The sequence below is a fragment of the Acinetobacter sp. GG23 genome (assembly GCF_057766365.1).
In genome coordinates this window covers 88,518-104,487 of sequence record NZ_JBYMDJ010000005.1, presented here as the reverse complement: position 1 = coordinate 104,487, position 15,970 = coordinate 88,518, and the positions used below count along the sequence as shown (strand labels likewise).

At 43.7% G+C, this 15,970-nt stretch carries 14 protein-coding genes and 1 pseudogene; 9 read left to right on the top strand and 6 right to left on the bottom strand.

Features of this window, described 5'->3' with window-relative positions; translation table 11 throughout:
* Positions 1 to 27 precede the first annotated feature (27 nt).
* Together mmsB and AC3CAU_RS10020 are read right to left on the bottom strand one after the other, a co-directional pair.
* Complete coding sequence (gene mmsB / locus AC3CAU_RS10025; RefSeq protein ID WP_131217973.1) at positions 28 to 918, bottom strand: 3-hydroxyisobutyrate dehydrogenase; 891 nt, start codon at positions 916 to 918, stop codon at positions 28 to 30.
* An 11-nt stretch (positions 919 to 929) separates the two neighbouring features.
* Positions 930 to 2,459: a CoA-acylating methylmalonate-semialdehyde dehydrogenase gene (locus AC3CAU_RS10020; protein ID WP_131217972.1), complete on the bottom strand. Its 1,530-nt coding sequence runs from the start codon at positions 2,457 to 2,459 to the stop codon at positions 930 to 932.
* Positions 2,460 to 2,635: 176 nt separating this feature from the next.
* Between AC3CAU_RS10020 and AC3CAU_RS10015 the strand changes: the two genes are divergently transcribed.
* Positions 2,636 to 3,520, top strand: coding sequence for a LysR family transcriptional regulator (locus tag AC3CAU_RS10015; protein WP_131217971.1), 885 nt, complete (start codon positions 2,636 to 2,638; stop codon positions 3,518 to 3,520).
* Positions 3,521 to 3,707: 187 nt separating this feature from the next.
* Positions 3,708 to 4,385 (top strand): type 1 glutamine amidotransferase domain-containing protein, encoded by a 678-nt coding sequence (locus tag AC3CAU_RS10010; RefSeq protein ID WP_131217970.1) that lies wholly within the window; start codon positions 3,708 to 3,710, stop codon positions 4,383 to 4,385.
* A 760-nt stretch (positions 4,386 to 5,145) separates the two neighbouring features.
* Here the strand turns inward: AC3CAU_RS10010 and AC3CAU_RS10005 are convergent.
* The gene (locus AC3CAU_RS10005; RefSeq protein ID WP_131217969.1) at positions 5,146 to 6,411 is read right to left on the bottom strand and encodes an OprD family outer membrane porin; all 1,266 of its coding nucleotides are present in this window, start codon (positions 6,409 to 6,411) and stop codon (positions 5,146 to 5,148) included.
* A gap of 287 nt (positions 6,412 to 6,698) precedes the next feature.
* A complete protein-coding gene (locus tag AC3CAU_RS10000) occupies positions 6,699 to 7,616 on the bottom strand; it encodes a LysR family transcriptional regulator (protein ID WP_131217968.1) in 918 nt (305 codons plus the stop codon).
* Positions 7,617 to 7,722: 106 nt separating this feature from the next.
* On the opposite strand from AC3CAU_RS10000, the gene AC3CAU_RS09995 reads away from it, so the two are divergent.
* The 7 genes and pseudogenes from AC3CAU_RS09995 to pcaD all read left to right on the top strand — a co-directional run bounded on the left by AC3CAU_RS09995 (position 7,723) and on the right by pcaD (position 13,913).
* The gene (locus AC3CAU_RS09995) at positions 7,723 to 8,832 is read left to right on the top strand and encodes a muconate/chloromuconate family cycloisomerase (RefSeq protein WP_131217967.1); all 1,110 of its coding nucleotides are present in this window, start codon (positions 7,723 to 7,725) and stop codon (positions 8,830 to 8,832) included.
* Positions 8,833 to 8,847: 15 nt separating this feature from the next.
* Positions 8,848 to 9,138: a muconolactone Delta-isomerase gene (gene catC / locus AC3CAU_RS09990; protein ID WP_131217966.1), complete on the top strand. Its 291-nt coding sequence runs from the start codon at positions 8,848 to 8,850 to the stop codon at positions 9,136 to 9,138.
* Between the two features lie 124 nt (positions 9,139 to 9,262).
* Positions 9,263 to 10,183, top strand: a complete 921-nt coding sequence (gene catA / locus AC3CAU_RS09985) for a catechol 1,2-dioxygenase (RefSeq protein ID WP_447054461.1) — start codon at positions 9,263 to 9,265, stop codon at positions 10,181 to 10,183.
* Positions 10,184 to 10,302: 119 nt separating this feature from the next.
* A complete protein-coding gene (locus AC3CAU_RS09980; RefSeq protein WP_488368480.1) occupies positions 10,303 to 10,989 on the top strand; it encodes a 3-oxoacid CoA-transferase subunit A in 687 nt (228 codons plus the stop codon).
* Between the two features lie 18 nt (positions 10,990 to 11,007).
* Positions 11,008 to 11,661, top strand: a complete 654-nt coding sequence (locus AC3CAU_RS09975; protein WP_447054459.1) for a 3-oxoacid CoA-transferase subunit B — start codon at positions 11,008 to 11,010, stop codon at positions 11,659 to 11,661.
* Positions 11,662 to 11,831: 170 nt separating this feature from the next.
* Positions 11,832 to 13,036, top strand: a pseudogene (gene pcaF, locus AC3CAU_RS09970) (3-oxoadipyl-CoA thiolase).
* Positions 13,037 to 13,136: 100 nt separating this feature from the next.
* Positions 13,137 to 13,913 (top strand): 3-oxoadipate enol-lactonase, encoded by a 777-nt coding sequence (gene pcaD / locus AC3CAU_RS09965; protein ID WP_131217961.1) that lies wholly within the window; start codon positions 13,137 to 13,139, stop codon positions 13,911 to 13,913.
* 284 nt (positions 13,914 to 14,197) lie between these two features.
* Here pcaD and AC3CAU_RS09960 read toward each other — a convergent pair whose 3' ends face one another.
* Together AC3CAU_RS09960 and AC3CAU_RS09955 are read right to left on the bottom strand one after the other, a co-directional pair.
* The gene (locus tag AC3CAU_RS09960; protein WP_131217960.1) at positions 14,198 to 14,944 is read right to left on the bottom strand and encodes a class II aldolase/adducin family protein; all 747 of its coding nucleotides are present in this window, start codon (positions 14,942 to 14,944) and stop codon (positions 14,198 to 14,200) included.
* Positions 14,945 to 14,956: 12 nt separating this feature from the next.
* Positions 14,957 to 15,949: a ketopantoate reductase family protein gene (locus tag AC3CAU_RS09955; RefSeq protein WP_447054457.1), complete on the bottom strand. Its 993-nt coding sequence runs from the start codon at positions 15,947 to 15,949 to the stop codon at positions 14,957 to 14,959.
* Positions 15,950 to 15,970: the final 21 nt, after the last annotated feature.

Below are 15,970 nucleotides of genomic sequence, written 5' to 3'. Positions count from 1 at the left end.
CCTTGCTCCATCTGAATATTTTAGGTTTTAAGCAGGTGGTGTGGTGTATTGATGCATGATGCTGGAGAAGTCCAGATGGGCATCTCCTTCCTGACAGAGCTGTTGATAGAGTTTTTGTACCATGCTGCCGAGTACCACCGGTTGATCCACCTGTTGCGCAGCATCGACAGCCAGGCCCAAATCCTTGAGCATCAGTTGTGCGGCAAAACCGTCGGTATAACCCCGCGATGACGGCGCATTGGCACAAATATCGGGCCAGGGATTATAAATTTCAGAACTCCAGCAACGTCCGGTGGAACTATTGATCACCCCAGCCAAGGCCTGCGGATCGATTCCCAGTTTGGCACCGAGTGCCATCCCTTCTGCAACGGCAGTCATGGAAATGCCCAGAATCAGGTTATTACAGATTTTTGCCACCTGTCCTGTTCCCACCGCACCACAATGCACCAGATTTTTACCCATACAGCTGAGGACCGGTTTGACTGCATCAAAGGTCGCTGCATCTGCGCCGACCATAAAGGTTAAAGTGCCATCTTTGGCGCCCAAAGTTCCGCCTGATACCGGTGCATCACAGACCCGAATCTGTTTAGCCTGCGCTGCTGTGGCAATGTCCTGAATGCTTTGCGGGTCAATGGTACTGCTATCAATACACAAACTGCCCGCCTGAAGTACCTCCAGAATACCGTGTTCACCGAGATAAACTTCACGTACATGCTTGGCTGCAGGCAACATGCTGACCACGACCTCTGCCTGCTTGGCGGCAGCTTGTGGACTGTCGCAGACGATACCGCCTGCTTCTGCAAAATGCTCTAAAGCCACTGCACTCAAGTCATAACCAAAAACCTGATGGCCCGACTTGAGCAGGTTCTGTGCCATGGAGCCGCCCATGTTGCCTAAACCAATAAATGCAATCTTCATGCGGATGCTCCTTAACGCAGACTGATCGTGGTATTCACACCTGTGGTTTCCTGATCATCCTCAAACCAGCGACTGGTAATGGTTTTGGTCTGGGTATAGAACTGCACCGCCTGTTTGCCATAAGGTCCTAGATCACCGAGCTTTGAACCACGCGAACCGGTAAAGCTGAAGAAAGGCACAGGTACAGGAATTGGAATGTTAATACCGACCTGCCCAATATCAATCTGGTGCTGGAAGGTGCGTGCCGTATTGCCATTTTGGGTAAAGAGTCCAACGCCGTTACCAAATGGATTGGCATTAATCAGTGCAATGGCTTGTTCTAAAGTGTCGACATGCATAATGGCCAGTACTGGACCAAATACTTCTTCTTGATAAATGCGCATATCGGTCGTGACCTGATTAAAAATCGTTGGTCCGACAAAATTGCCTTTTTCATAGTCCGGGACTTGTACATCACGGCCATCTAGCAGTAATTCAGCACCCTGTTCAACACCACTATTAATCAGATCAATCACGCGGGCTTTGGCACGGGTTGAAATCACTGGTCCGACATCGGTATTCGGTTCATGGCCTGCATTGACCTTTAAGGTTTTGGTTTTATTGACCAGTTCATCGACCCAGTGCTTGGTCTCACCAACCATCACGGCCACTGAAAGTGCCATACAACGCTGACCGGCTGCGCCAAAGGCTGCACCGACTAAAGCATTTAAAGTCTGTTCTTTATTGGCATCCGGCATCACCACGACATGGTTTTTGGCGCCCATCATCGACTGTACACGCTTACCATGTTGGCCAGCCAGGTTATAGACATGCGTACCGACCGCGGTCGAGCCGACAAAAGAAATCGCTTTGATATCACGATGGGTACATAGCAGATCAACCACTTCTTTACCGCCATGCACCACATTCAGTACACCTGCAGGTACGCCTGCCTGAATCGCCAGTTCAACCAGCATCATGGTCGATAGCGGATCTTGTTCCGAAGGTTTTAAGACAAAAGTATTGCCGCAGACAATCGCCATCGGGAACATCCACAGTGGAATCATCGCAGGGAAGTTAAACGGGGTAATTCCGGCACAGACACCTAGCGGCTGCTGCAAGGTATAGGTATCGACACCGCGTGCCACACCTTCAATATACTCACCCATTTGTAGTGAACCGATCGAACAGGCATGCTCCACCACTTCTAAACCACGCTGGATATCACCTTCGGCATCGGCCAGGGTTTTGCCCTGTTCCGCCGTTAATACTTGGGCAATACTTTTTAAGTTAGTACGAATCAGATCCTGCAGTTTCAGCATAATCCGCATACGTGCCTGAATCGGAGTCTGGCACCAGCTGGCAAAGGCATTTTGTGCGGCAGCAATCGCGGCATTGACTTCTTCTGCGGTAGCAAAGGGTACCTGACCCAAGACTTCCTGAGTGGCAGGATTGATAATATCTTGCCAATGGCTGGTTTTTGATTCGACAAATTCACCATTAATGAGAAGTTTTGCGGTGGTGAATCCGGTACTTTGCTGTGGATGAGAAATGGCGTTCATGGTCGCTCCGTGCTGGTTTGTTATTGTCGTTGTATCTGCCTTTACTGGCTTTATTCGGCGTATTATTTTTACGCTGTTTCTGCAGACTAACAAAGAACACTTTGACCACCAATAGAAATTGGTGCACGATGATTGTGCAAATTTGCACAGGCATTTAACAGGATGTTAAATAAAAAATGAAAGTAGATTGGGATCATTTACGCTTTTTTTTAGTTTTGGCGCGTGCTAAAACGCTCACCAACGCAGCCCGCTTGATTGGTGTTGAACACAGTACTGTGGCACGGCGGATTCAAGCTCTAGAAAATACTCTCGGTACGCAACTGTTTAAACGCGAAGCGACAGGTTATGAGCTGACATCGGAAGGCTTGGCATTAGTACCGCGTGTAGAGCAAATGGAACAGTCGTTTATCCAGATTGACAAACGTCATGATCCCTTACACGGTCGGGTAAGGATTGGTGCGCCGGAAGGCTTTGGAACTGCATTTTTAGCGCGGTTATTGGCCGAGTTTTCTCAGCATTATCCCTCCTTAACCATTGATTTAATTCCTGTTCCGAAAACCATTAAATTGTCACATCGTGAAGCCGATATTGTGATCGCGATTGACCGGCCCAAATCTGGACCCTATATCATTACCCGTCTCTCGAATTACTGTTTAAAGCTGTATGGCAGTAAAAAGTATTTACAACAAAATCCCCCAATTAAACGGGTAGAAGATTTAACTCAGCACCGTTTTGTCGATTATATTGATGATCTGGTTTATAGCTCAGCGCTGTATTCGCTGGAACGCTTACCCCTGCAATTGACTGCCTGTTTTCGCAGTAACAGTATTCTGGCCCAGCAAATTGCGGTCAGTGCGGGTGCCGGACTGGCGATTTTGCCGCGATTTATTACCCAGGATAAACCTGAACTTGAAGAGGTACTCAGTGAGCAGGTAAATTTTGCACACACTTTCTGGATGCTAACCTTGGTTGATTTACAACATGAACCCCGGATTAAACTGGTCTGGGATTTTTTGCGTAAACAGGCAGATATTCAGCAAGCGGTGTTAATGGGCAGATAAATCATTTCTTGATCTTTAGATGACTTTTTTCTTTGTAACTTGATTTAATCTGTATTGAGTTGAATCAACTTAAGCCATAACGTATCGATACAGCAAATAAACCTATAAGAACATTTTTCAAGCTGTGTACTTGCTAAATTAACAGCCGATGACTTCAATAATTTTTAGGAAAATACAGGAAAATAATATGAAAGTACTGATTGTTCTGACTTCACATGACACGCTTGGTAATACCGGTAAGAAAACCGGCTTCTGGCTGGAAGAGCTGGCTGCGCCTTATTATGCGTTTATCGATGCCGGTGCAGAAGTTACATTAGTCTCTCCTAAAGGGGGGCAGCCGCCGTTAGACCCGAAAAGTAATGAAAAAGATGCCCAAACTGAAACCACTCATCGTTTCAAAGCGGATGCATCTGCCATGCAAGCGTTGGCGAATACCCAGAAACTAAGTGAAATTTCTATTGCCGATTTTGATGCAGTATTTTATCCGGGCGGTCATGGCCCGTTATGGGATCTAGCCGAAGACCAGAACTCGATTTCCTTAATCGAACAGGCTTTGCAGGCAGATAAACCTGTGGCATTGGTCTGTCATGCGCCTGGCGTACTACGTCATGTGAAAGGCAGTGATGAGCAACCAATTGTAAGAGGCAAATCAGTCACAGGCTTTAGCAATACGGAAGAAAGTGCTGTAGGCCTGACCGAAATTGTTCCCTTTTTGGTCGAAGACATGCTCAAAGAAAATGGTGGACAATATTCCAAGGGCGAGGATTGGCAGGTTTATGTACAGCAAGATGGTTTACTGATTACGGGACAAAACCCGGCGTCTTCTGCTGCTACAGCAGAAGCCCTGTTAAAATCACTAAAATAAGCAGATATGAGTATAGAAAGATTAACGTACAAGTATTGATTCACTACATAAACTCAGTGAATCCTGAGTTTATGTAGCTGTTATGCGGGCATTTCAGTTATGCAAACGAAATTTGAGCCTAAAACATTAAGATGCCTTTATGATCATAGATACAGGCTTAGGAAGATGATGCATGGTGTCTATTGCCGTTAAAAAAGTGAAAGCCGTTCTACGCTGAAATCTGAACTTAAAATATGTAATCAAAATCTCAATAAAAGAAGAATCTACATCAAGCACGTAGTTGGCAATCTGAAAATCTTCAACATCCTTGCATTCATTAGAATAGAGAAGAAAGAATCGGTTTGAGATTTAATTTATGGCTAGAATTTAGAATCTCGAATTGAGTAAAATTGATCTTTTATCGAGATTATTTTTTACATCCTATTTCATTTTTTAGCTATCGTTTTACTTAAAACCTAAATTAGATATCAGGTTTTAAAGAAAAAAATTAACTATTAAAGTTAATGGTTTGATTAAAGCAATGAGAAATTAAAAAGCAAGAAATTACCCCCCGCAAATGATAGATTAAATTTAGCTATAAGAAGACCTCTGCAAAAATTTGATAGAACTATCAAAATATTAGTAGAGGTCTAAATGCCGAAGATAATTTAATCTCTCATTAAGCATAGGTATAAGCACTTGGCTAAAGCTTTAAGATGATGATCATCTCTTAACTTTTTACAGCAAAACTTCCTTATATTTTTCTTTCGTTTGAATAAAATCAAAATTTAAAGGTATAGCTCGTAATGATACGGTCTTCTACAAAATCTGTTCCAGGAGTATCTCCTGCGCCATATTTAATATCCGCACGAATGTGTCTCCATTCCAGACCTAAACCTTTTAGTTTTCCTTCAGGAATGGTGTAATTTACAATCACGTTCTTTTCAGTTTCCTTGTTGTCTTTAAAGCCTGGGCGGTATATTTCACTGCCGTTTAAATAGCGCAGGCCTAATTTCAGACCTGGCACACCCGCATTTTTAAAGTCATAGCTGTATAGCGCATGCCATGTCAACTCTTTCGGTTTATAAAATGCCAAGGTTGACCAAGTTTGCAAATAAGCTTGCGGTACATAACCCGCCAATAAAGGAATCGCATCGTCTCCCATATTTTTTTGTATACCGGCAGTTAATGAGTTGCCCCCATTTTGAACTGTCGCCTGCAATCCTGCGGACTGCGCATCAATACTGCCGAAATAAGCATCGCCATCTTCTGTATAGTTAAAATAGCGGGCATCCACTTTTAGTTTGGTCGTATTGATCTGCTCTGAATAAGCGGCATTCACATAGTGCTGCTTGTAAATATCTTCCAGCTGGCCAAACCAATACGATCCTGACACTTTTGGCGTGAAATTATAATCTAGCCCAATAAAATTCATTCCGTCACTTTCTTTATTCGGATCTTTATTACCGCCCAGACTCATTTTTCTAAATTCATCGTCGTCACGAGCATTAATATGCGTAAAGCGTCCTGCAGAGACTTTTAAATTTTTAATTTCTTTACTTTCCAGCATTGCACCTGCAAAGGTGGTGACCAACTGACGGGAATCATCAATAAATAGCACAGGCGTTTTAGGCAATAATTCACCGACTTTGAGTTCAGTATTCTGGTATTTCAACTTTAAGGTCGCGCCCAGTTTTAAATAATCCCGTTCCTGACGATTTTCGGCCTGATCATACTTAAAGACTGTATCTAAACGCTCTTCATTATGATCATTCAATCTCACCGCATATTGAAACCCTAGGTCTAAACCAAACTGAAGTGGCGTATCGCTATAGCCGGATTCAAAGCGGCCACTGATACCTTGAGACCAGCTGCCTAAATCCTGATTTGTTCCTTCAAAGTCACGTTCAACATAAAAATTTCTGAGGTAAACAGACTTTTGACTGTCCTCGAAAAAATTGGCATGCGCTGCATTCAACCCTGCAATACTAAAAAATGAAAATAGCACTGCTTTTTGAGCAGTACGTTTTGAAGATAAGTTATACATGGAAATCCTTTCCTACATCCGTATTGTTTTCTCATCCACTATGCAAACATCATTATCTGCCTGTTTGATCTGAATGCTGATTTACCCCGATAGAAACTTTTTAATATTAAAATTTAAGATAATTTCAGAACTAAAAAGGAAAATTAGGATACCTTATATTATTGAATTGTTAATGTAATTTTCCATATCTAATTAAGTATATAATCATACCTTTTTTATCATTTTAAAATAGTTTGAGAGGATTAAAGAAAAAATGGCATTGAATTTCCATAGATTATTCAATCGACTTATATATTGTCCATATCAAGATCAATATTTTCATTTTTAAACACCTCTTGAATACAATCTAAAATTTTTGGAATGTAACTACTTTGATCCATATTACGCACAGATAAAGAGATTGGGCTGTGGGCTTCCAAATCCAGAATCGGAATATAAGCTAAATTTTTCATACCAATATCACTGGCGGTTTCTGGAATCACGCAAATACCTTCTCCTGAAGAAACCAAGCCAAGTGCCATATGAATTTCACGTACTTCTATCAGTTTTTTGGGTACTAAACCTAATTCTGTGAATATGCTTTGTACTGCCGTAGCAAAATTGGGTTTTGGGGTTTTGGGATAGGAAAAAATAGCTTCATCCAAAATTTGTGACAGATAAATACCAGATTCAATAAATTCGGCTAGATGATGATTCTTATGAATGGCAAGCAATAAACGTTCTTTTCTGAGCAGTAGGCGCTTAATAGACGGATCTATGAGTCGAAGCCGGCCAAAACCTAGATCTATTTTTCCAGCTTTGAGTGCTTCAATTTGATCACATGTACCGTATTCAATTAATTCAACAGACATATCCGGATTACGCTGTCTAAACAAATAAATAATTTGTGGCAGCAACGCATAAAGCAAAGAACTGACATAACCAATGCGGACGGTCTGATCCACTGCATTGATCCGTTGCGCCATAGAAGTTGCTTGTGCGGTATGGGCTAAAATTTGAACAGCATGTTCATAAAAAAACTGTCCTGCTTCAGTCATTTTAATGGGCCGAGAACCACGTTCAAATAAAGTAATGCCTAATTTTTCTTCTAACTTTTGAATTTGTCGGCTTAACGGTGGCTGTGCGATGCATAATTTATCTGCAGCTTTGGTAATGCTCTGCTCTTCTACCACCGTAACAAAATAACGTAAATGTTTTAGTTCCATATTTTAATATTCCTTTTTTGGTATTTAAAAATACCTTTCTAGTCATAGTATAAACAAAAAAAATAATATAGTTTAAAATTATATGTATTTTTCCATTAATATAATTATGTACCAGTCAATAGAAACGATACTCGTCGAAATCCCCACCATCCGCCCGCATAAAATGGCGGTGGCGACAATGCAGACACAAACCTTAGTTTTGGTCAAAATTAGCACCAGTGATGGTTTCATCGGATGGGGCGAAGCGACCACTATTGGTGGTTTAGGTTATGGAGAGGAAAGTCCTGAAAGCATTAAAACCAATATTGAGACATATTTCCGTCCCTTATTGAAATCAATGTACGGGCTAAATATGGCCAAAACCATGCAAACGATAAATAGAAATATTAACGGCAATCGTTTTGCCAAGTGCGCCATACAAACTGCCTTATTAGATATTCAGGCTCAGCGTTCAGGTCTACCGCTGAGTGAAATTTTAGGCGGGCGCTTGCGTGACAGTATTCCGGTACTTTGGGTACTGGCATCCGGCAATACAGACAAAGATATTGCTGAGGCACAGAAAATGATTGAAGTGAAGCGGCATAATATTTTCAAACTGAAAATTGGCTCTCATGCAGTTGAAGCAGATGTTGAACATGTACTCGCCATTAAAGAAGCATTAGGACCCGGTATTTCAATTCGTGTAGACGTCAACCGTGCATGGTCTGAACTGCAAGCAATTAAAGGAATCCAAATGCTGCAAGATGGCGGCGTTGACCTGATTGAACAGCCTTGTGCTATTGATAATATTGATGCCATGCAGCGCCTTACCCGCAGATTTGATATTGCAATCATGGCAGATGAATCCTTAATGGGTCCAAACACTGCTTACCAACTGGCTAAATGCAACGCAGCTTCTGTTTTTGCCGTTAAGGTGGCGCAATCCGGCGGGCTGCTTGAAGGCTGTGAAGTTGGAAAAATTGCCAAACTTGCAGGTATTGATTTATATGGTGGCACCATGCTGGAAGGTCCAGTAGGCACAATAGCTTCCGCACATGTATTTTCAACATTTGACAATTTGGCGTACGGAACTGAGCTGTTCGGCCCACTGCTGCTGACTGAAGAAATTTTAAAAACCCCGCTTCAATACCAAAACTTTAAATTACAAATCCCCCAAAGTGCTGGACTTGGTATTGAGGTGGATGAAAACAAGATTGATCACTTACGTCGTTTGTAATTAAAGGAGCTGTGAATGCTTTTCCAAGTCCGCATGGATGTGCATATCCCTTTGGATCTGCCAAGCGAGCAAGCCAATGAAATCAAAACTGTTGAAAAAGCCTATTCACAGGACTTACAGCGTCAAGGCAAATGGCGCCATATTTGGCGTGTAACAGGACAGTATTCAAACATCAGCATTTTTGATGTAGAAAGTAATGAAGAACTGCACAATATTTTGCAAGGTCTGCCGCTTTATCCCTATATGAATATTGAAGTAATGGCACTTAACCGCCACCCTTCTTCTATTCGTGAAGACGATAGCTGACCTTTAATCATACCCGCAGCCCAAAAAGGTTAGGCTGCGTAAACAAAAAATGTGGTCAATAAATGCCAGCTGAACCTAAGCCTTAAAAATCACAAATAAAACTGCATACTCAAGGAGAAAAAGTATGAACCGTCAAGAGATTGATCAATTAGTAAAACAAATGAATGTAGATACAGCTACAGGGCCAGTTGATGCACGCGTACAGCAAATTGTTGTCCGTTTACTGGGAGATCTATTCCAGGCCATTGAGGATTTGGATATCTCTCAAACTGAACTCTGGAAAGGTTTAGAATATTTTACCGACGCAGGCCAAGCCAATGAACTAGGCCTTTTAGCAGCAGGGCTTGGACTGGAGCACTATTTAGATCTCCGTGCCGATGAAGCGGATGCCAAAGCAGGCATTACTGGCGGTACACCGCGTACCATCGAAGGTCCGCTCTATGTCGCAGGCGCGCCAGAATCTGTTGGTTTTGCGCGAATGGATGACGGGACTGAATCAGACAAAATCGATACTTTATTCATTGAAGGTACAGTTACTGATACTGACGGTAATGTAATTCAAGGCGCTAAAGTTGAAGTCTGGCATGCCAATAGTTTAGGTAATTACTCATTCTTTGATAAATCTCAGTCTGATTTTAATTTACGCCGCACCATTATTGCCGATAATGCCGGCCATTATGTTGCTCAAACCACAATGCCAGTCGGTTATGGCTGTCCTCCAGAAGGCACAACCCAAGCTGTATTAAACAAACTTGGCCGTCATGGCAACCGTCCGTCTCACGTGCATTATTTTGTTTCAGCGCCAGGTTACCGCAAACTGACGACTCAATTTAATATTGAAGGCGATCAATATCTTTGGGATGACTTTGCTTTTGCGACACGCGAAGGTCTGGTCGCCACTGCAACATATGTCAATGATGTAGAAGCAATGGCTAAACGCAATGTAGATAAACCCTTCAAACACATTACCTTTAATGTTGAACTGGTCAAAGAGTCTGCACAGGCACCAACAACAGAAATTGACCGTCGCCGCGTCAGCGCTTAACGCACTTATCTGTGCTGCATAGCATTACTAGTGCCTTGCAGCACTTCAGATTTTTACCGTTAAATTTTCAATTAATTTAACGGTAAAAATTTGCTTATTGCTTATTAAAGGTTTGCAGCATGATTGATAAAAGTACAGCGTCTCTCACCAAAGCGCTCTCCCAGATTAAAGATGGTGCCACCATCATGATTGGTGGTTTTGGTACAGCGGGACAACCGGCTGAACTGATTGACGGTTTAATCGAACTGGGTGTAAAAGACCTGGTCATTGTGAATAACAATGCCGGCAATGGCGATTACGGTTTGGCCAAGCTGCTTAAAACCGGTGCAGTGCGCAAGATCATCTGTTCTTTCCCGCGCCAGTCCGACTCTTATGTATTCGATGAAATCTACCGTGCCGGAAAAATTGAACTGGAACTGGTGCCGCAAGGCAATCTGGCCTGCCGGATTCAGGCTGCAGGCATGGGACTTGGTCCCATCTATACGCCAACCGGTTTTGGAACTTTGCTGGCGGAAGGCAAACCGACCCTGAACTATGAAGGCAAAGACTTTGTACTGGAAAACCCGATCAAGGCCGATTTTGCCTTGATTAAAGCGTATAAAGGCGACCGCTGGGGCAACCTGGTCTACAACAAGTCGGCACGTAACTTTGGCCCGATCATGGCCATGGCCGCCGATGTCACCATTGCGCAGGTTGCAGAAGTGGTGGAACTGGGTGCGCTTGACCCTGAACACATTATTACCCCGGGCATTTTTGTACAGCACGTGGTTGCTGTTGGCACCAAACCCCTTGAGCAATCTGCCTAATTACGTGAGGATTAAAAAATGAGCTATAGCAAACTATCCCGCGATCAAATTGCAGAGCGTGTGGCACAAGACATTCCCGATGGTGCTTATGTCAACCTCGGCATTGGTTTGCCGACCAAGATTTCCAATTACCTGCCAAAAGACAAAGATGTGTTTCTACACTCTGAAAATGGCTTGCTGGCGTTTGGTCCACCCCCGGCTGCTGGCGAAGAGGATCCGGAACTGATCAATGCCGGTAAAGAGTTTGTGACTTTATTACAGGGCGGCGCGTATTTCCATCATGGCGACTCGTTCGCGATGATGCGTGGCGGTCACCTGGATATCGCGGTACTGGGTGCGTTCCAGATTGCTGAAAATGGTGATCTGGCCAACTGGCATACCGGTGCACCGAATGCGATTCCTGCTGTCGGCGGCGCCATGGACCTGGCGGTGGGTGCGAAAAAAGTCTTTATCACCACCGATCATGTGACCAAAAAAGGCGAACCGAAAATTGTCGCGGAACTTAGCTACCCGGCCACCGGCCTGAAATGTGTCGACCGCATTTATACCGACCTGTGCGTGATTGACGTGACCAGTGACGGCATGAAAGTGATTGAAAAAGTCGAAGGTCTGTCATTTGAAGAGTTGCAGGCTTTGACCGGTGCAAAGCTGATTGATGCGACTCAGGGTTAATACGCTTTAAAGAAATTTTAAATCCCCCTGATTTCCCTGAGCCAGGCTTAAGCACTGCTTTAAGCCCAAGTGCAAGAAGGGAGACTTTATGCCCAAGCTCACATCATGTTGAAGCCCGCTCAGTCTCCCTCCTTTTCAGGAGCGATTAAGGGAGCTAAAAGGATTACATAATGAAAAACGCCTATATTATCGATGCCATCCGTACCCCATTCGGCCGTTATGCCGGTGGTCTGGCACCCGTCCGTGCCGATGACCTCGGTGCACTGCCGATTAAAGCCCTGATGCAGCGTAATCCATCGGTTGACTTTGAAAAAGTAGATGATGTGATTTATGGCTGTGCCAACCAGGCCGGTGAAGACAACCGCAATGTCGGCCGTATGTCGGCACTGCTTGCCGGTGTGCCGTATCAGGTGCCTGCAACGACCGTGAACCGTTTATGTGGTTCATCACTGGATGCCATTGCGATGGCAGCGCGTGCCATTAAAGCCGGTGAAGCAGAGCTGATTATTGCCGGCGGTGTAGAATCCATGTCACGCGCACCGCTGGTGATGGGTAAGTCTGAAGGCGCTTATGGCCGCAGCCAGAAACTTGAAGACACCACCATGGGCTGGCGTTTTATCAATCCGAAGCTGAAAGAGATGTATGGCGTAGAAACCATGCCGCAAACCGCGGAAAACGTGGCAGAACAGTTCAACATCAACCGTGCCGATCAGGACCAGTTTGCGCTGGAAAGCCAGAAGCGTACCGCAGCAGCACAGGCGCGCGGTTTCTTCGACCAGGAATGATTCCGGTCAGCATTCCACAACGTAAAGGCGAACCGGTCGTGGTCGCGACCGATGAACATCCGCGTGCCTCGACCACCCTGGAAGCCCTGACTAAACTAAAACCGGTGGTGAAAGCCGACGGTACGGTTACGGCGGGTAATGCATCCGGGATTAACGATGGTGCAGCAGCCCTGCTGATTGCTTCGGATGAGGAGGTAGAAAAATATGGCTTAAAACCGCGGGCCAAGATTATTGGCGCAACGGTGGTGGGTGTAGAACCCCGTATCATGGGCTTTGGCCCTGCGCCTGCAATTAAAAAGCTGCTCAAGCAAACCGGTTTAACGCTGGAGCAAATGGATGTGATTGAACTGAACGAAGCCTTTGCCGCACAAGCCTTGGCGGTGACGCGTGACCTGGGTATTGAAGATGGCTCAACCCAGGTCAATCCGAATGGTGGCGCGATTGCATTGGGTCATCCACTTGGCGCATCCGGTGCACGTCTGGTGACGACTGCGCTGAACCAGCTGGAACAGACGGGTGGCCACTACGCGCTGTGTTCAATGTGTATTGGTGTCGGTCAAGGTATCGCACTCATTATTCAACGGACTTAAACACAATTTATTTTAGACAATAATTAGATCAATCTTTTTCCTGATTGGTCCTGTGACTGCCAAATACGGTAGCCAATACCAGAAGGTTGAGAGGAAATCCATGCCAACATTTATTTCAAGTGATGTAACCCTTAATTACGCAACTTTTGGTGATGTGAGTAAACCCGCGATTATTTTTTCCAATTCTTTGGGAACGAATTATCGAATGTGGCAGCCGCAAATTGATGCACTGCAAAATGATTTCTTTATAATTTGCTACGATACACGCGGTCATGGGACTTCATCTTCTCCTCAAGGCCCATATTCAATTGAACAGCTGGGACTGGATGTGATCTATTTGTTAGATCACTTAAATATGCAAAAAGTTCATTTTTGCGGTATTTCCATGGGCGGTTTAACTGGTCAATGGCTCGCGACTCATCAACCTGAACGGTTTATTCATATCACTGTGTGTAATACCGCAGCGAGAATTGGTCAGGAACAATCTTGGAATGAGCGTGCAGCACTGGTACGTAAACAAGGTTTACAACCGATCGCTTCAACTGCAGCCGGGCGCTGGTTTACAGATAAATTTATTCAAGACAATGCAGCAGCAGTTGAAAAGCTGCAAATTAGCCTGGCAGCTGGCAGTGCCGAAGGTTATGCAAGTTGTTGCGAAGCGTTGGCAAAAGCAGATTTAAGTGAAGCTTTGAAAACCATTACTTTACCTGTAACGGTCATTGCAGGTCAGCAAGATTCTGTCACAACAGTTACAGATGCGTTGTATATGACAGCAAGAATTCCCGCTAGCCAGTTGATTGAAATTAATGCAGCACATATTTCAAATATTGAATCGCCAGAAGCATTTACACAGGCTTTACGTACAGCTTTTAATTAATTGAGTGTTCCTCTTTGGATGCAATACGCGCGTATTGCATCTTTTTTTTAACCCTTAATTCTATATTTTGGTCAAATACGGAGAAAATTAATGTTAATCATGACCCTCAATAAAATCTCTGCCCACCGCCTTAAGTTGAATCAGCAGATACAAAGATCAACATGATCGCGTAAATCATGACCGTCAATTTACTCGGACTGTTCAAAAGACTGCCAGTTTAACTGGCTTACACTACACTGCCATTCCTGCTGGAAACTCAAAAAACCCATGGGAATGGTATATTTTTAACCCGCTTCATGCATTTTACGTACCATCGCATTAAAGAATTTATCTGCAAATCCGCTGTCACGAATCAGCATTGCGGTTAAATCTGTGCATTTTTGCTTTACCTCTTCACTCAGCGGAAAATCTTCTCCCCCTAAAGCACCCGCTTGGCATTGAATTTCAGCCGCGCGCTGCACAGTCCACAGTAAAAAAAATGCTTTTTCAATACTGCTCTCTCCTACTGCAATGCCATGATTTCGCAATACTAAAATATGCTTATCTGCAAGATGTTGAATCATCCGCTGCTTTTCTTCTTGAAAAAGCGTAATGCCTTCAAAAGCATGATAAGCCACTCGCCCATATAGTTGGGCACCATAGAAGCTGTCATAAGAGAAAGCATTTTTTTTCTGTACTACAGCACTGATTGGTGTGGTATGGGTATGAATCAGACATCTGATATCATGCCTTGCGCCATGAACTGCACTGTGCAAAGCAAAGCCCGCAGGATTTGCATCATATTCGGAAGGTTCTACCTTATTTCCGGCTAAATCAACTTTCAATAAATTTTCTGGCGTGACTTCAGTATAATTTAATCCAAAAGGATTGACCAAATAGTGATGTTCATCACCCGGCAACCGTGCCGAAATATGATTAAAAATTGTTTCAGTCCAACCAAAATAGTCCACTAAATGATAACAATTCGCCAGCTTTACACGCAGTTCCCATTCCTGCTGACTGAAATTCAAAGGTTGAATGCTTGTATTCATAAAAATCCTTTTTTAAATCTTCCGTGATTGCTCACTCAAATAGGCGGTTAAATTGCAAATATGCTTCGTGACTGGCATAGGACAATTAAATTGCTCGGCTAGCTCAAAAACAGCTTCCGCTATGCCTGCCATTTCTAAAGGTTGTTTCTTTTGATAGTCATGCCACATAGAGGTGTACACGTTTCCCATATTTGTGCCTAACTGTAAAAAAGTTAAGGGATCAATGGAAATGCGCGCACCATAACTGGCAGCCACCTGCCTGACTTCTTGGGTAATTTGCAGAGCCATTTCATTTAAGCGTGGGTGTGCGTAGATGTCCTTTAAAGGAGCACCCGTTACTACAGAAAGCGGGTTCGAACTTAAGTTTGCAATTACTTTGGTCCAAATCTGATCTCGAATTTGGTCAGTCACTCTTAATTCAATACCGCTATCTGCGAAAAGAGCTTGAACTACCTTTATACGCTCTGTGATTTGATTCTTAGGCTCACCTAAAATTAGCAAATATGGATTATCCGACTCCACTTTCCCATAAGCCTCCAATTTTGCTGTGATAAACACCACAGAACCAATTAAATGCGCTAAAGGAAAATGCTCAATCAATTGCCTATCTTTATCTAGGCAGTTAATTGCCTGTATATCACCGTCACTTTGACCTTGATAAAAATACCAAAATGGAATGCCGTTCATGAGCGGAATAATCACGGTTTCAGCATGCACTGCATGTTGAACAGAAGCAGTAACCTGATGCAGGGCATTCGATTTGGTGGTAATAAAAATAATATCTTGCGGATCAAGTTCTGTGATGTCTTGCACAACACGATAGGGGGTCAACTGATATTTGCCCGTTAAATCGGTTAGATAAATGCCTTGAGTGGACAGCACCTGAAAATTCTCACCACGTGCAATTAAACTGACTCGTTCACAGCCTGCTAAAATCAGACGAGCTGCCAAGGTACAGCCAATTGCACCGGCGCCTAAAATAGAAATTTTGGTCTCTTTTTTCATAAGGCGCTCCCGCTTAAAAGG

Excerpts from the sequence above, each read along its gene's own strand:
- mmsB (WP_131217973.1), bottom strand. The coding sequence starts at position 918 with ATGAAGATTGCATTTATTGGTTTAGGCAACATGGGCGGCTCCATGGCA.
- AC3CAU_RS10020 (WP_131217972.1), bottom strand. The coding sequence starts at position 2,459 with ATGAACGCCATTTCTCATCCACAGCAAAGTACCGGATTCACCACCGCA.
- AC3CAU_RS10015 (WP_131217971.1), top strand. The coding sequence starts at position 2,636 with ATGAAAGTAGATTGGGATCATTTACGCTTTTTTTTAGTTTTGGCGCGT.
- AC3CAU_RS10010 (WP_131217970.1), top strand. The coding sequence starts at position 3,708 with ATGAAAGTACTGATTGTTCTGACTTCACATGACACGCTTGGTAATACC.
- AC3CAU_RS10005 (WP_131217969.1), bottom strand. The coding sequence starts at position 6,411 with ATGTATAACTTATCTTCAAAACGTACTGCTCAAAAAGCAGTGCTATTT.
- AC3CAU_RS10000 (WP_131217968.1), bottom strand. The coding sequence starts at position 7,616 with ATGGAACTAAAACATTTACGTTATTTTGTTACGGTGGTAGAAGAGCAG.
- AC3CAU_RS09995 (WP_131217967.1), top strand. The coding sequence starts at position 7,723 with ATGTACCAGTCAATAGAAACGATACTCGTCGAAATCCCCACCATCCGC.
- catC (WP_131217966.1), top strand. The coding sequence starts at position 8,848 with ATGCTTTTCCAAGTCCGCATGGATGTGCATATCCCTTTGGATCTGCCA.
- catA (WP_447054461.1), top strand. The coding sequence starts at position 9,263 with ATGAACCGTCAAGAGATTGATCAATTAGTAAAACAAATGAATGTAGAT.
- AC3CAU_RS09980 (WP_488368480.1), top strand. The coding sequence starts at position 10,303 with ATGATTGATAAAAGTACAGCGTCTCTCACCAAAGCGCTCTCCCAGATT.
- AC3CAU_RS09975 (WP_447054459.1), top strand. The coding sequence starts at position 11,008 with ATGAGCTATAGCAAACTATCCCGCGATCAAATTGCAGAGCGTGTGGCA.
- pcaD (WP_131217961.1), top strand. The coding sequence starts at position 13,137 with ATGCCAACATTTATTTCAAGTGATGTAACCCTTAATTACGCAACTTTT.
- AC3CAU_RS09960 (WP_131217960.1), bottom strand. The coding sequence starts at position 14,944 with ATGAATACAAGCATTCAACCTTTGAATTTCAGTCAGCAGGAATGGGAA.
- AC3CAU_RS09955 (WP_447054457.1), bottom strand. The coding sequence starts at position 15,949 with ATGAAAAAAGAGACCAAAATTTCTATTTTAGGCGCCGGTGCAATTGGC.